Annotated in this window: 14 protein-coding genes and 1 pseudogene (2 of these 15 running past the window's edge); 6 read left to right on the top strand and 9 right to left on the bottom strand. The window is 63.6% G+C overall.

Annotation, left to right across the window (positions count from 1 at the left end):
• Positions 1–1,079 (bottom strand): annotated as a pseudogene (gene cobN / locus EGH24_RS11385) (cobaltochelatase subunit CobN) (it extends 2,803 nt beyond the left edge of the window).
• A gap of 31 nt (positions 1,080–1,110) precedes the next feature.
• Here cobN and EGH24_RS11380 point away from each other — a divergent pair.
• Positions 1,111–3,294: a VWA domain-containing protein gene (locus EGH24_RS11380; RefSeq protein ID WP_142980265.1), complete on the top strand. Its 2,184-nt coding sequence runs from the start codon at positions 1,111–1,113 to the stop codon at positions 3,292–3,294.
• A 68-nt stretch (positions 3,295–3,362) separates the two neighbouring features.
• On the top strand, positions 3,363–4,616 hold the full coding sequence (locus EGH24_RS11375; protein ID WP_142980264.1) for a Glu/Leu/Phe/Val family dehydrogenase: 1,254 nt from the start codon (positions 3,363–3,365) through the stop codon (positions 4,614–4,616).
• A gap of 22 nt (positions 4,617–4,638) precedes the next feature.
• Here the strand turns inward: EGH24_RS11375 and EGH24_RS11370 are convergent, their stop codons facing one another.
• The gene (locus tag EGH24_RS11370; RefSeq protein ID WP_142980263.1) at positions 4,639–5,046 is read right to left on the bottom strand and encodes a thioredoxin family protein; all 408 of its coding nucleotides are present in this window, start codon (positions 5,044–5,046) and stop codon (positions 4,639–4,641) included.
• A 103-nt stretch (positions 5,047–5,149) separates the two neighbouring features.
• Between EGH24_RS11370 and EGH24_RS11365 the strand changes: the two genes are divergently transcribed.
• Positions 5,150–6,061 carry a PLP-dependent cysteine synthase family protein gene (locus EGH24_RS11365; RefSeq protein ID WP_142980262.1) on the top strand — a complete coding sequence of 304 codons (912 nt, stop codon included), beginning with the start codon at positions 5,150–5,152 and terminating at the stop codon, positions 6,059–6,061.
• A gap of 22 nt (positions 6,062–6,083) precedes the next feature.
• Here the strand turns inward: EGH24_RS11365 and EGH24_RS11360 are convergent, their stop codons facing one another.
• The 4 genes from EGH24_RS11360 to cyaB form a co-directional block, all read right to left on the bottom strand.
• Positions 6,084–6,536 (bottom strand): DUF5804 family protein, encoded by a 453-nt coding sequence (locus tag EGH24_RS11360; RefSeq protein WP_142980261.1) that lies wholly within the window; start codon positions 6,534–6,536, stop codon positions 6,084–6,086.
• Between the two features lie 37 nt (positions 6,537–6,573).
• Positions 6,574–7,719, bottom strand: coding sequence for a sensor histidine kinase (locus EGH24_RS11355; protein WP_142980260.1), 1,146 nt, complete (start codon positions 7,717–7,719; stop codon positions 6,574–6,576).
• A 41-nt stretch (positions 7,720–7,760) separates the two neighbouring features.
• Positions 7,761–8,963 (bottom strand): methionine adenosyltransferase, encoded by a 1,203-nt coding sequence (locus EGH24_RS11350; RefSeq protein ID WP_142980259.1) that lies wholly within the window; start codon positions 8,961–8,963, stop codon positions 7,761–7,763.
• Positions 8,964–9,055: 92 nt separating this feature from the next.
• Positions 9,056–9,604, bottom strand: coding sequence for a class IV adenylate cyclase (gene cyaB / locus EGH24_RS11345; protein ID WP_142980258.1), 549 nt, complete (start codon positions 9,602–9,604; stop codon positions 9,056–9,058).
• A 96-nt stretch (positions 9,605–9,700) separates the two neighbouring features.
• Here cyaB and EGH24_RS11340 point away from each other — a divergent pair, with 96 nt between their 5' ends.
• Both EGH24_RS11340 and EGH24_RS11335 read left to right on the top strand, forming a co-directional pair.
• The gene (locus EGH24_RS11340; protein ID WP_142980257.1) at positions 9,701–10,669 is read left to right on the top strand and encodes an FKBP-type peptidyl-prolyl cis-trans isomerase; all 969 of its coding nucleotides are present in this window, start codon (positions 9,701–9,703) and stop codon (positions 10,667–10,669) included.
• Between the two features lie 24 nt (positions 10,670–10,693).
• Entirely contained in the window at positions 10,694–10,948 is a 255-nt protein-coding gene (locus EGH24_RS11335; protein ID WP_142980256.1) for a hypothetical protein, read from the top strand.
• Positions 10,949–10,990: 42 nt separating this feature from the next.
• On the opposite strand, the gene EGH24_RS11330 is transcribed toward EGH24_RS11335, so the two are convergent.
• From EGH24_RS11330 to EGH24_RS11320, 3 genes are all read right to left on the bottom strand, one after another.
• Complete coding sequence (locus EGH24_RS11330; RefSeq protein ID WP_142980255.1) at positions 10,991–11,311, bottom strand: hypothetical protein; 321 nt, start codon at positions 11,309–11,311, stop codon at positions 10,991–10,993.
• A 63-nt stretch (positions 11,312–11,374) separates the two neighbouring features.
• Complete coding sequence (locus EGH24_RS11325; protein ID WP_142980254.1) at positions 11,375–11,749, bottom strand: YlbF family regulator; 375 nt, start codon at positions 11,747–11,749, stop codon at positions 11,375–11,377.
• A gap of 82 nt (positions 11,750–11,831) precedes the next feature.
• Positions 11,832–12,755, bottom strand: a complete 924-nt coding sequence (locus tag EGH24_RS11320) for a DUF5794 domain-containing protein (RefSeq protein WP_142980253.1) — start codon at positions 12,753–12,755, stop codon at positions 11,832–11,834.
• 568 nt (positions 12,756–13,323) lie between these two features.
• Between EGH24_RS11320 and guaB the strand changes: the two genes are divergently transcribed.
• Positions 13,324–14,532, top strand: the 5' portion of a protein-coding gene (guaB, locus tag EGH24_RS11315; RefSeq protein WP_142980252.1) for an IMP dehydrogenase. 285 nt of this gene lie beyond the right edge of the window; 1,209 of the gene's 1,494 nt are visible here — the first part of the coding sequence; it begins with the start codon at positions 13,324–13,326; its stop codon lies beyond the right edge, outside the window.

Below are 14,532 nucleotides of genomic sequence, written 5' to 3'. Positions count from 1 at the left end.
TGGCGNAGTNNNGCCCAGTTNACNGCGAGNCGNGCGGCGTGNTCGACNCGNTCCTCGATNGGGAAGTGNTGNTTCGGNGCGCTNCCGATGNCNGCNNCNTCNTCNNTNCGTTCCTTCCCGCTGATGGGGTGGGTGATGACGTTGCCGTCGAACTCCGGGAGCGCGACCGACAGCGCGAGCTCGAACCCCATCACGCCCGTCTCGCTCGACTCGTAGCGCGAGCGCGAGCGCATCGTCGTCACGGTCTGGATGACGGGCACGCCGAGCCGGTCGAGGAACACGTCCTCGGCGTCGCCACCCTCGTCGTCCGCGCTGCGCCCGCGCTCGTCCATCGACAGCGAGAACATGAACGACGAACAGACGGCGTCGACGACTGGCTCGCCGTCCTCNAGGAGCCANTNNTCNGTGACCCACTCGGCGTTCTCCTGGCCCTCCTCGTCGGCCGCAGGGTTGCAAAAGATAGGAAGCGCGTTCGCGCCCTGGGATTCCAGCGCGCGGACTTGAGCGTCAACGTAGCGAGTGTTTTCGTGTGTCCAGTGAGATTCGTAGAACCAGATGGCAACGGTCGGTTTGTCGGGGTCGAACGTCTCCCGGAGGGCGTCGTACTCGATGCCGGGGTGGTCGGGGTGATAGACGCCCTCGGTCGGGAGTTCCGTGGGGTCGTCGTACTCTGTATCGACGCCGCCGTACTCGCTTGCGAGGAACCGACAGCAGTTTTCGACGTTGATCGTGCCACCACGTTCGAGATACTCGTAGATTCGGTCGCGGTCGGCGTCGGCGACGGAGGTGTCCTCGAAAGCGAAGGCGTCGCCGGTTGCCTTGACGATCAGCGGGACGCCCAGCTCGCGCAGGCGGTCGACGGCGTACTCGTAGCCAGGCATGCTGTCCTCACCGCCGTGGAGCCAGAGGACGACCGCCGCCGCGTCCTCGCAGTCGTCGACGAACGCCTCCACGTCCGTTTGGTCGTCGAGGTCGCTCTCAGAGCGGACGACGAGATCGATACCATCGAGTCGGCCCGCCGCCCGCTGGACGGAGCCGAGTTCGTTTTCCGTTGCCGTATAGAGGCCAATCCGTGTCATCTTTATAAACCAGCGTTGTAGTAGCGCAAGTATGGTTGCAGACCCGGCGAGCAAAAAACTGTCGTCAGTGCCCTTCCCCGCTATCGTCGGCCAAGAGGATCTCAAACGGGTGCTGTTGCTCGCTGCGGCCCACGACGACCTCAGCGGTGCGGTCATCACCGGCGAGAAGGGCACCGCGAAATCGACCGCCGTGCGCGCGCTTGTCGATTTGTTGCCCGAACAGCGCGCCGTCGCCGACTGTCCCTACGGCTGCGATCCTGACGACCCTGCGAATCAGTGCGATGACTGCCGCGACCGCGAGGCCGACGACCTGCCGNNCGANANGCGNCNNGTNCCGNTCGTCACCCTCCCGCTGGGAGCGACCCGCGACCGCGTCGTCGGGACGCTGTCGGTGGCCGACGCGATGGCCGGGGAGGCGACGTTCGACCCCGGCCTGCTCGCGCGNGCCNACCGCGGNNTNCTCTACGTCGACGAGNTCAATCTACTGGAAGACCACCTCGTCGACGTACTGCTCGATGCAGCCGCCAGCGGCGTCAACACGGTCGAACGCGACGGTATCAGTATCTCTCACCCCGCCGAATTCACGCTGATCGGGACGATGAATCCCGAGGAGGGCGACCTCCGACCACAGCTCCGCGATCGGTTCGATCTGCAGGCGACCGTCACCGGCTGCCAGGACCTCGACGACCGCGTTGATATCATCGACCGCGCGCTCGCTGAGGGCGACGACGAAAATGTCGCCACGGAATACGGCGATGAGGTTGCCGATTTGCGCAAATCGCTACGGGTCGCCAGCGAGTCAATCGACTCCGTGTCGCTGCCGGCCGAATTCAAGGAATCCATCGCCGAACTCTGCACCGACGCCGAGGTTGACGGCCACCGCGCTGATATCGCCACGGCGCGGGCGGCCATTGCTGCGGCCGCGCTGGACGGACGCCCGAAAGTCATCGAATCCGACATACAGGAGGCTGCCCGGTACACCCTCCCCCACCGACTGCAGAGCCAACCGTTCGAGGAGCCGCCTGATCCCGAGGATTTGTTGGACGACCATTTTGACGACGAAGACGACATAGGTAGCGAGGACGACACCGAACAGACGGACGACGAGGGCGAATCTGATGGTGAGGACGAATCCGAGTCGGCTGAGAGTGATGACGACGAATCAGGCGAGTCAGCCGAATCAGAACAGAACGATGCGGACGGCGATGACAGCAGTTCGCCCAAAAGCGACGCCGACAGCAACGGCGATGGTGATAGCGAAACTGACGACGAAGCGCCAACCGGAGCCGCTGGCGATAGCGACGAGAGACGAAGCGAAGACTCAGAAAGCGAGTCAAGTGGCGACGCCGAGGACGATCACGAACCCGAAGACGGCGAGGAGGAAACCGAGGGGACACCGCTTGTCCCCGGCCAGCAGCGAGCCGCTGTCGGCGACGCGGGTGCTCCAGATATTGACGACGCTGTCAGCGACGCCGACACTAATACAGAGGATGCGGCAGCCGGGCAGCGCGGCCACCAACGAGCCGCTGGCAATCGCGGCACGCGAGTTCGCACAGAGCCAGCGACGGGTGAGACTCCGGTCGACGCCGCCGCGTCGGTGCGGACAGCCGCGAGCCGCGGCCACAGCCGGGTCGAAGCCGACGACCTCCGGCAGTCAGTTCGAGAGCGCGAGACGGCTGCGACCATCGTCTTCGCGGTCGACGCCAGCGCGTCGATGACGCCCGCGATGGAGGCCGCGAAAGGTGTCGTTCTCGAACTCCTGCGAGACGCCTACGAACAGCGCGACGAGGTCGCCTTCGTCGCCTTCGGCGGCGACGCTGCCGAGGTATTGCTGCCGCCAACCCGGAGCGTCTCGCTGGCCGCCCGTCACCTCAAGTCGTTGCCGACGGGCGATCGGACACCGCTGCCGTCCGGCCTCGACACCGCCCGACAGGTGGTCGCCGATACTGAGTCAGCGTTAGATGTCGTCGTCTTGGTGACTGATGGACGGGGGAACGTCGCCGACGGCAGCCCGACCGAGGCGACGCGGGCTGCGGCCCAGCGACTGGCTGCCAGCGGCGCACAGGTCGTCATCGTTAACGCGGCTGACGGACAGGACGACCTCGTGCCGATCATTGCCGAGGCAACCGACGCCGAGACTGTGCCGCTGTCGGCGCTCAGCCCCGAGGTGGTGTCGGCGGCCGTCGCGCGAGCGGCCAGCGAAGTCGATCAGTAGGCTGCGGTGGTGAATGCAGCATCGCCCGCAGCCACCACAATTAACGCAACCCGGCGTCTTGGTATGATATGGCTGACCACGCAAACCCCTTCGAGAGCCTGCAGTCCCAGATCGACGATGCCAGTGTGTATCTCGATGTCGGCGACGACGTGCTCGAACGACTCAAACACCCCGAGCGCGTGCTTGAGACCAATCTCTCTGTCGAACTCGACGACGGTACTATTGAGGTGTTCAAAGCGTTCCGCTCTCAGTTCAACGGCGACCGCGGACCGTACAAAGGTGGAATCCGCTACCATCCGGGCGTCACCCGCGCAGAAGTGAAGGCCCTCTCGGGGTGGATGGTGTACAAATGCGCCGTCGTGGATATCCCCTACGGCGGCGGCAAAGGCGGGATCGTTGTCGACCCACGAGAGTACAGCGACAGCGAGTTGGAACGCCTCACCCGTGCCTTCGCGGTCGAACTCCGGCCGCTGATCGGCGAGGACCGCGACATCCCCGCACCGGATGTCAACACCGGCCAGCGNGAGATGAACTGGNTNAAAGACACCTACGANACGCTGGANNNCACGACNGNGCCGGGCGTCGTCACCGGGAANGCNATCGACTCCGGNGGCTCNGCGGGCCGCGTNGAGGCGACCGGCCGCTCAGTGATGCTGGCGGCACGAGAGGCCTTTGAGTGGCTCGGCCGCGATATCGGCGAGGCAACCGTGGCGATTCAGGGCTACGGCAACGTCGGCTTTCAGGCCGCCCGACTGATCGACGAACTCGGCGGCGATATCGTCGCCGTCTCCGACTCCGGCGGCGCGATCTACGACCCGGACGGACTCGACGTGACAGGGGCGAAAACCCACAAGAAGGAGACTGGATCGGTGGCCGGATTCGGCGACACCGACTCGCTGACCAATGAAGAACTCCTGACGCTGGATGTCGACTTGGTCATCCCCGCCGCGCTCGAAAACGCGATTACGGAAACCATCGCAAACGATGTCGCTGCCGACGTGATCGTCGAGGGCGCGAACGGCCCGATCACCCCCGATGCCGACGAGGTGTTGGCCGACGCAGACGTGTACGTCGTACCCGATATTCTCGCCAACGCCGGCGGCGTGACAGTCTCGTACTTCGAGTGGGTCCAGAACAGACAGCGGTTCTCATGGACGGAGGAACGCGTCAACGACGAACTCGAACGCGTCATCACCGAGGCCTTCGATGGGTTGATCAATACCTACGAATCAACCGACGCGCCGACACTGCGGACGGCTGCGTACGTCGTAGCGATCAAACGCGTCGTCTCAGCGTTCGAGCAGGGTGGGAGTTGGCCCTAAACGCAGAAGTCGAAACGACGACTCAGTCGTCGCCGGTGGCCGCGTCGTCGGCAGCGGATAGCGATCGAAGGTCGTTGCCGAGGGCGACGGCGATCGGGTCAGGGGCAGATTCAACGAACCGGGCGACTTCCTCACCGTCGAGTTCGACGACAACAGTCGGGATGTACTCGATCCCGTATTCCTCGACGCCCGGACCGGTTTTCGAACCGTCCTCTTCCTTTTCGACCGGGTAGTGTTCGATCTGCTCGTCGGCAACGCCGGCGTATTCGAGGGCTGCACCGAAGGCCGGCAGTTGTTGTTTACAGTCGATACACCAGTCGCCACCCCAGACGTGGAAGGTGTAGTCATCGGCCGCAAGCGCGTCGATTGCGGCTTCAGTGCCCGGCTCCGGGTCCCAGTCGTCGGCCGGCGTCAGTGTCTCCAGTTGCATACCCGCCTTTCGCCGGCGTGGAATAAAACCCTCCCGCCCGGTGGTCGCGGTCGGTGTGGCCTCGGTCGTCACGCGTTTAGGCGCGAACCGCCAACAACCGCCAATGGACGACAGCATTCTCGACACCATCGGCTCGCCGTTGGTCGAGGTCGACGCGCCCGATAGCGCGACCGTCGCCGCGAAAATAGAGTCACAAAACCCCGGCGGCTCCGCGAAGGATCGGGCTGCCCTCTGGATGATCGAAGCCGCCGAACGCGACGGCGACCTCGCGGCCGACGACACGATCGTCGAACCGACCAGCGGCAACACGGGCATCGGGATCGCCATGGTCGGCGCGGCGAAAGGCTACGACGTCCAGATCGTGATGCCGGCCTCGAAATCGCCCGAACGTCGGTCGATCATGAAGGCCTACGGCGCGGAACTCGAACTCGTCGACGGCGACATCTCCGACGCCAAGGACCGCGCCGACGAACTGGAAGCAGAGAAAGGCTACGTCCAGCTCCGACAGTTCGATAACCCCGCGAACCCGCAGGCCCACTACGAGTCGACGGGCCCGGAAATCCTCGAGCAGATTGGCGACCGCGCAGTCGACGCGCTCGTCGCCGGCGTCGGCACCGGCGGGACGATCACCGGCGTCGCCCGGCGGCTACGCGAGGAGTTCCCCGAGATGGAGGTCGTCGCCGTCGAACCCGAGGATTCCGCCGTCCTCTCGGGGAAAGAGCCGACCGGCGACAGTTTTCAGGGGATGGGGCCGGGCTTCATCAGTCCGAATCTCGATACCGACCTGCTCGATTCGGTTGAGATCGTCTCGGCCGACGATGCCGAATCCGAGTGTCGCCGGCTCGTCAGCGAGGAAGGCATCTTCGTCGGCCAGTCCAGCGGCGCGTCAAACCTCGCCGCGAAGCGTGTTGCCGAGCGACTGGTCGATGACGGCCACGACGACCCGCTGGTGATCACAGTCTTCTGGGACAGCGGCGAGCGATACGTTTCGACCGGGATGTTCGACAGCGAATAAGAGCGACCGGCTCGAAGCGTAGTTATCCGGAGAACTCCGATTTCGTCACGCGGACCACAATTGTCTCGTCCACGTCTCGCAGATCATAGCTCGGAATCTCGCCGTCGACACGGGTGACGTACATCGGTTCGACGAGCGCGCCGTCTTCGACACCGAACACACAGAGCCGTTGGTCGGTCTCTTCCGGGGGGAGTTCGCGGTCGCGGACCTCGGCTGCGAGCTCCCGAGAGAGCCACTCGGTCTCGCTGATACTCGGTTCCTTGATGAACGCGTAGTCGGTGAACCGAACCAGATACCAGTTGAGATCATTGATGAGGGCGACAGCCGATCCAAGGCTGACGGTGCTGAGAGCGACCGAGTTCTCGAACGGCTGGTCGAGATCATAGGTCGCTAAGGCTGCGCGTGCGGTCTCACGGGAGAGCAGTTCGTACCGGAGGTCGCTGTCATCGGTCCCGATGAGACAGACGCGGGTCACAGCCGGAGAGAATCAATGCCGGCGCAAAGACGTTTCGCTACGACGGGTCGGTCCGGAACTCGAAGCGCGCACCGCCGTCGTCGCCCTCAGTCACGCTGACCTCCCACCCGTGAGCTTGCGCAACTCGGCGCACGATCGCTAGCCCAAGCCCGCTGCCCATCTCCGCTCCCGAGACGCCGGCCTCGAAAATCTCTTCGCGCTTCTCCGGTGGGATACCGGGACCGTCGTCGGCGACGAAGAACCCCACGTCGTCGGCGAGCGCGCCGATCGTGATTTCGACATCGTTTCGAGGCTCATCGTCGCCATCAGCATCGTCGTCTGAATTATCAACGGCGGCAGCGTCGTCCCCAGTCGGCAACCCGGCGTCGATCGGATTTTCCGCGGCCTCTCCCTCACCGGCGTGTTCGAAGCTGTTGCGAAACAGGTTTTCGAGGATCCGTTGCAGTCGCTCGGGATCAGCCTTCAGCGTCAGGTCATCAGTGACGGTGAGGCCGTCGCCGCCGCCGACGGTCTGCCACGCCTGCTCGGCAACTGCTTGGAGTTCGACGGGTTCGGGATCGGTGACCTCGTTGCCGCCGCGGGCCAACGCCAGCGAGTCCTCGATGATTTCGGTCATCCGGTCGTGGGCGAACTCGATGTGGGCGAGGGTCTCGTCGTTGATTTCATGATCCTGCCTGATGAGTTCGATATGGCCCTTGGCGACCGTCAGCGGACTGCGGAGGTCGTGGGAGACGACGCTGGCGAACTCCTCAAGCCGATCGACCTGTCGTTGGAGTTCCGCCTCCCGGCGTTGGGTTCGGCGGCGTTCCATATCGAACAGCCCGAATGCGGCGCCGAGGACGGCACCGCGGGCGACCGAGATGTTGAGTGCTTGGAGGAGTTCACCGAACGCCGCGCCGCTGGCATACAGCGAGAACGCGGTGAACAGCTCGAAGCCCGTGATGACGACGCTGCCGGCAAGACACCAGAAGGCCAGCCGGACGACATCGTCGTCGCGGCGGTCGGACGTGAGTGCCCAGTAGCCAGTGCCGAACAGCACCAGTGAAAACAACAGTGGCAGGACGGCGTCGGTCAGAAACCCGACGACGCCGAGGAACGCACCGGTGAAAATGTTGTAGACTGTGAGCTGGGCGGTAGCAATGCCGATGCCACCGATGACGCCCACGCTCAGTTGCCGGCGCATACCTATCGCACCCGCGGGCAGCTACAAAACGCTACTGTTCCCTAAAACGTCGACAGCTCGCCGGCGATGACCTGTCGGGTGATGTCGGTCACGTCCGCCAGCTCGTCGTCGATGATCGCCCGGATCTCCTCGTCGACCGCCGCAAGCTCGACATCGTCGTCGGTGACGACCTGCGCGTCGGCGACGTGTGGCTGGTCGATCGGTTGGCCGATCTGACTCAGCAGGCGGAGTTGGAGGTCCCGAATCCCGTCGACCTCATCGACGATCGATTCAGCGATCTCCGTTGAGAGGAGGTTGTAGAGCTTGCCGATGTGGTTGACCGGGTTCTTGCCCGATGTGGCCTCCATNNNCATCGNNCGGTTCGGNGTGATGAGNCCGTTGGCNCGGTTGCCACGACCGACGGAGCCGTCGTCGCCCTGCTCNGCGGAGGTGCCGGTCNNNGTGAGNTAGATNGNNCCGTCGTCGTAGTCGTCGGCCGTGTTCACATCGACGCTCACCTCGCGGTCGGTGATTCCCTCCGCGAGATCGCGGACGTAGGCTTCGACGCCAGCGACCGCGTCTTTGTAGTCATCCAGCCCGTCGATGTAGGCGTCGATCATCGCGGCGGCGACAGTGATGTTGATATGGTCGCCCTCGCGTTTGCCCATGATCTTCACGTCGGGGCCGAGTTCCGGGTTGTCGGCGACGTAGCTGGTGTTGAGTTCGCGTTCGGCGGTGTAGACGATCTGCTCGGTTTCGGTGAGCGGCGCGTGGCCGACGCCGAAGGAGGTGTCGTTGGCCATCGGAACGGTCGCGCCGTCCTCGCCGAAGACCTCTTGCAGGTCGCCGGAGCCCTCGCCGAGTTTGACATCGACGATCACGTCGGTTTCAGGATCGAGGCCCGGAATCGCGTCGTCGAGATAGTCGCGTGCGGCCGACAACGCGGTCGAATCGACCGGAAGCTGTTCGCCGTCGTACTGTTTGGTGGCGCGGCCGACAATAAGTAGGTAAATCGGTTCGATGACCTCGCCGCCGCCAAAGGCCGGGGCCGCTCGTCCGGCGACCAACTGCGTTTCGTCGGTATTGTAGTGCAGCACCTTCCCGACGCGATCCAAGTAGAGCTGCGAGAGAGCCTGTGAGACGTGTTCGGCGACGCCATCGCTGATCGAATCCGGATGCCCGATCCCCTTCCGCTCGACGATTTCGACCTCTTGGTCCTCGACCGCCCGCCGGTCGAGTTCGCTGACCTGTATATTCCGACTCATTAGCGACCCTTCGATGTCGGTCCTGCTATAACTTGCGGAAACCTCTCGCGGTTATAAAATAACCATAGAGCATAAAAGTGGGGAATGAACCGCTATTCTTCAGCTTGCGCCAACAGCAGACCGAGATACGAGGTTCTGATCTGGTCGTCGGCATCGAGGCCAAGCCGACCGAGGAGTTCGATGGCCTTCTCGCGGACGTGCTCAACTTCGTCTTCGGTCGTTTCGCGTTCGATTTCGACGAACGTGCCGAGATCAGTCACGTCGTCAAGGACGATGGTGTAGCCGTCGAGGTCGTAGTACTCCCGGTTTTTATCGACCGTCGCAGCCGGTTCGAAGCCGAGGCCGGCCAAGATGCCAGCGGCCGCGTCGTCGTCGACAACGCGGGTTTCGTGTTCCTCGCGAGTCTTCGATTCGGCCTCGATGAGCGGCCCCTTGTAGGTGAGTTTCGCTTCTTCGCTGCCATCAGCAGGCACCTCACGGCGGATCCGCAACGCCTCGTCAGTGTCGGCAAACTCGCGGTGTGGCGCGTTGTAGTAGGTGTCGGTCTGTCGGTACTCGCCCGTCTTGGTCGCTCCCGCGTCCGTGAGTCGGTCCCGAAGCGACTCGTGGTCGGCCCGTAGTTTGAGTTCGACTTCGTACATAGAGAGGCGAACCCGCCGCGTGTGGAAAGCTTCTGTGGGTCCGGAACTTCGCTCCGAACCGTGCTTCTTAAGGGTGCATCGACAGTTTGTCGGGGTATGAGTGAAGAACAGGCCGAAGCGGCTGACGCCGCTGACGCTGATGAGTCTGCTGCCGAATCGGACGACGCCGAGGGACTGCAGAACGGCGATTTCGTCAAGCTTGACTACACGCTGCGAACGACTGACGACGACGAAGTGATCGATACGACTGACGAGGAGATCGCTGAGGAAGCCGGCTTCGCCGACGACGATCAGCGGGACTTCTCGCCGCGAACCATCATCATCGGCGACGGCCACGTCTTCGACGCCGTCGACGAGTCGCTGATCGGCAGCGAGGTCGGCGACGGCGACAGCGTGATCATCTCGCCGGAAGACGGCTTCGGCGAGCACGACCCCGAAAAGGTCCGCACCGTCAGCGCGGAGAAAATCCCGGAAGACGACCGCTACCCCGGTGCAAACGTCCAGATCGACCGCGAGCAGGGCCACATCGAGACGATCATCGGCGGCCGCGCACGAGTCNACTTCAACCACCCGCTGGCCGGCGAGGAACTCGAATACGACTACGAGATCGTCGAAATCGTTGATGACCGCGAAGAGAAAGCCGAGGGCATCCTCGGCATGCACCTCCAGCAGGTGCCGAACCTCTGGATCGAAACCGACGAAGAGGAAGAAGAGGTCACCGTCGAACCCGACGAGGACGACGAAGACGCCGAGCCGGAGACCGAAGTGCAGACGGTTGAGAAAGAAACGCTGTACATCGAGGCAACCCAGCAGCTGACGATGAATCAGCAGTGGATGATGCAGAAGAGCCAGATCGCCCAAGAGCTGATGTCGAAGCTCGATCTCGACCGCGTGATCGTCCAGGAGATCCTCGACGGCGGCGGTATGGGCGGCATGGGCGGGATGATGGGCGGCATGGGTGGCATGGGCGGCGGCGACGTTGAGGAGGCCCTCGAAGACGCCGACATGGATCTGGACGACGTCGATATCGACGCCGACGAACTCGCCGAGAGCCTCGACGAATAACCCACGCCGACACCGCTTTTCAGAATGGACACCGACCGCTTCCGGCAGGACGTGATCGTGGCGACCGCGGCCGCCGGGAGTACGGTCGCGTTGTCGTTGATTTTCGAATTTGGCCTCGAAATCGAGCCGAGTTTCTTCCTTCAAGCCGCGCCGTTGGGTGTGTATTTCCTCCACGTCTTCGGCCACAGTTTCCTTCCTGATTCGGTCGACCGACCACGGTACTGGGTCGGGCTAGCTCTCGCCGTGGCAGTGGTCGCCTTCGTGATCGCTACGCTGTAGCGATACCCGTCAAAAAGCGCGTTGGCAACGACAGAATCAGTGTCAAGCTACCCGCTGCGGTTGCGATGACGCTCGAACCGGACACTCGAACCGCTGGCGGAGCCAGCGCGGGACGGTCGCCGCATCGACGACCTGAACGCGACAGACACGAGGTCGATCAACCGTGTCGAGAACGCGTTCGGCGGCGTGTATCGAAACCGCACACCGACGGATACAGAGAATCACTGTCGTTGCGGATTCAAGCGAGCGACCGAGTCGGCCGCAGCGGCTGGCACGGACCACTGAAATCCGTTCGCCGCGATCAGCGAGACAGTCCCGCACGGTCGCTGGCGACACACCGGGGGTTGCAACACCGAGCCGCATACCCTCCGCTGCTCGCGGATTCGTATCTAAAACTACGGAGCAAAAGAGTTCGAACAGTGCCGCTTAGTCCTGACAGCAGCCGCCGGCTTCGCCGCCGAAGTCGACCGCGATCTCATCGGAGATCGCTTGGTTGACGGTTTCGAGTTTGTCCTGCAGTTCCTCTTTGGCGTCGAGGTACTCTTCCATCAGCGGCATGCTGTGGAGTTCCCGCTGGGCGGCTTGGACTTCCCGCATCGACTGGCGGTCGGCCGTTCCGGCCTCCTGCTTCATCATGAACTCGTGGCGGAGTTCTTCGAACTCCTGAATGGCTTCCTGGGTTTCGGCGTCGTTCTCGACGGCCTCGCTGGCCTCCTGGAACGCTTTGTGTTCCGGGCTTTCGGCGATCCGCTCGCCGAGTTCACGACCGAGGTCTTCCAGTGTTGCGGTTTCGACACTCATACATCGCTCTTGGTGCTGGGTTCGTTTTAATGTGCCGGACGGGGCGGGCGACGCCGTCTCGCCGCTCTCCCTGAGGGCGATCTCAGAGCCACGGCGCGCGATCAACGTCGTCGCCGTACTCGTAATCACCCGTGCCGTTGCCCGTCGACGGTGACTGCTCGGCGTCGGCAGCCGATTCGGGACCGCCGTCAGTTGCCTGTCGGTCTACTGCCTCGTCGTCGCCGACGGCCGGCAGTTTGTGGAGCAGTGAGTCGTCGGCCGCGGCGTCGGCACCGGACAGGTCGGGCCGGTAGGCCAACAGCGCGCTCACGAGTAGCACCGCCAGCGCGATCGGCGCGTCGGTGTTGAGGACACCGAGGATCGGCAGGGCGAACACGCCGAGGGCGACCGAACTCCCGAAGCGGAACCGGTCGATATCGACCGCGCCGCGGAGCGTCGGTGCGGCGAGGGCGACGACAGCCGCGAAGGTGACGCCGATACCAGCGGTGACGGCCGCGCGGGCCATCAACTCGACATCGATCAACAACTCAAGCACCAGTGCCTCCGGGCGGAGGCTTCCGAGTAGGCCGAGTGCAATGATGATCCCCGGCCGCGGGAGGTACTCGCCGAGCTTCGCGCTGGCGGTCTGGGCGGCGATCGCAAGGATCACCACGCCCGCGAACCGCTGGAAGACGGCCAGATCGATCACGCTCTCGATAACTGGCGCGACGGCGGCCTGCAGCGCGGCCAGCGGGATCAACACCGCCCCGATCAGCGCGATCGACCGCAGTAGCGACCTCGGTCCCTCGTCCATCTCCGCGAGGATCACCGCGACCGTCGCCGAGCCGCCGAAGACGAGCAGCCCGGTTTCGAGCATGCCGAGGGGTGAATCGAGCGTCCCCGCCAGCAACAGCGCAACGAACAGCCCATCAAGCAGCGGCAGGGCCATCACCGTCGCTAACAGCCGTGCGGGATCGCCGACGCGCTGCTGGAGGTCGAGGGCGACCGGGTGTTGTGAAACACTCATGTGGGACTAATGGCCGTCACCATCGGCCGAACGGTGATCGCGCCACAGTACCGCCCGGTCACGGACGGCCGGAAAAGCGGCTCCCAGCGGTGACATCTGCTTCCACGTCGCTGTATTGGCCGTGGCGTCGTATACGCACTGTTGGCTGGCCGACTGCGACGTGATGGTCACGTGAGAGTACATATCTATATGTAGCCGTGGAATCCGCTTAAACGTTCCGTGAGAAACACATACATGGGATAATTTTCGCCCGATAAACCGGACGTTTGATTTGAAAAATCTGCTAATAAGGTTTATTCAGATTAATTTTCGAGTCATAGTGTACACTGGGCAGAAAAATCAAGTGAAGCTTGCCGAAAATAACATGATTGTCAATGTAAGATATGAGTTTCCCGGTTGTAATCGCCTGCCGTCGGCGATATCAGGCGTCGGCTGCGATCCGAGCGAGTGAGCGACTCGAGCCCGGTTCGTATCCATCATCATGCACATCCACTGCCAGTGAGTGAGAAATATCCGCACAGGGGTGGCGACTCGCAACGTTTTTGCCTCGGCTGCAACGACGATTTATATGGTAAAGGAAGCCCCCAGCGGGACGTTCTCGCAGAAGCTGCAAGTCCCGGAAGCGTTGACGTTCGACGACGTACTGCTCCGTCCGAAGGAGAGCCGCGTCGAACCCGACGACGCCGACGTCTCGACCCGCGTTTCTCGCACCGTTGAACTCAACATCCCCGTTCTCTCCGCGGCCATGGATACCGTCACCGAGAGCGACACCGCCATCGGCATGGCCCGCGAGGGCGGCCTCGGCGTGCTCCACCGTAACATGGATATCGACGAGACGGTCGCCGAGATCGAGCGCGTCAAACGCGCCGACGAACTCGTGATCGACCGCGAAAACGTCGTCACCGCCAACCCCGGTCAGACCATCGCCGAAGTCGACCAGATGATGGGCAAAGAGGGCGTCTCCGGCGCGCCCGTCGTCGACGACGACGACACCGTCCTCGGCATCATCTCCGGGACCGACATCCGGCCGTTCCTCGAAGTCGGCGAAAGCGACCAGGTCAGCGAGGCGATGACCGACGAGGTCATCACCGCCGGTGTCGACATCGAGGCCCGCGAGGCCCTCGAACTGATGTACGAGTACAAGATCGAACGCGTCCCCATCGTCGACGACGACGAGACCCTCGTCGGCCTCGTCACGATGCAGGGCCTCCTCCAACGGCGCGAGAATCAGGACGCCGCTCACGACGAGAACGGCCGACTGCTCTGTGGCGTCGCCGTCGGCCCGTTCGAGATGGATCGCGCGACCGCGGCCGACGATGCCGGCGCGGACGTACTGTTCATCGACTGTGCNCACGCNCACAANCTCNACGTNNTCGANNCNGCCCGNGAAATAAAAGCGGAGGTCGACGCGGACGTGGTCGTCGGCAACGTCGGCACCCGCGAGGCGGCGGAGGCCGCAGTCGACTTCGCCGACGGNNTNAAGGTCGGNATCGGNCCCGGCTCNATCTGTACGACGCGAGTCGTCACCGGTGCGGGCATGCCACAGATTACGGCTGTCGCCGAGGTCGCCGACGTGGCCGCACCCGAGGACGTCCCTGTCATCGCAGACGGCGGGATTCGGTACTCCGGCGACGCCATCAAGGCGATNGCNGCNGGCGCNGACGCGGTNATGCTCGGCTCNTACTTCGCNGGCACNGANGAGGCNCCCGGCCGCGTCATCACGATGAACGGNAAGAAGTACAAGCAGTACCGNGGGATGGGCAGCGTCGGCGCGATG

The organism is Halonotius terrestris, from assembly GCF_006861665.1.
GTDB classification, from domain to species: domain Archaea; phylum Halobacteriota; class Halobacteria; order Halobacteriales; family Haloferacaceae; genus Halonotius; species Halonotius terrestris.
This window is presented reverse-complemented; position numbering and strand designations above follow the sequence as displayed.

Bases quoted from the DNA above. Each gene is read 5' to 3' on its own strand.
- EGH24_RS11370 (WP_142980263.1), bottom strand. From the start codon at position 5,046: ATGCAACTGGAGACACTGACGCCGGCCGACGACTGGGACCCGGAGCCG.
- EGH24_RS11365 (WP_142980262.1), top strand. From the start codon at position 5,150: ATGGACGACAGCATTCTCGACACCATCGGCTCGCCGTTGGTCGAGGTC.
- EGH24_RS11355 (WP_142980260.1), bottom strand. From the start codon at position 7,719: ATGCGCCGGCAACTGAGCGTGGGCGTCATCGGTGGCATCGGCATTGCT.
- cyaB (WP_142980258.1), bottom strand. From the start codon at position 9,604: ATGTACGAAGTCGAACTCAAACTACGGGCCGACCACGAGTCGCTTCGG.
- EGH24_RS11335 (WP_142980256.1), top strand. From the start codon at position 10,694: ATGGACACCGACCGCTTCCGGCAGGACGTGATCGTGGCGACCGCGGCC.
- EGH24_RS11330 (WP_142980255.1), bottom strand. From the start codon at position 11,311: ATGCGGCTCGGTGTTGCAACCCCCGGTGTGTCGCCAGCGACCGTGCGG.
- EGH24_RS11325 (WP_142980254.1), bottom strand. From the start codon at position 11,749: ATGAGTGTCGAAACCGCAACACTGGAAGACCTCGGTCGTGAACTCGGC.
- EGH24_RS11320 (WP_142980253.1), bottom strand. From the start codon at position 12,755: ATGAGTGTTTCACAACACCCGGTCGCCCTCGACCTCCAGCAGCGCGTC.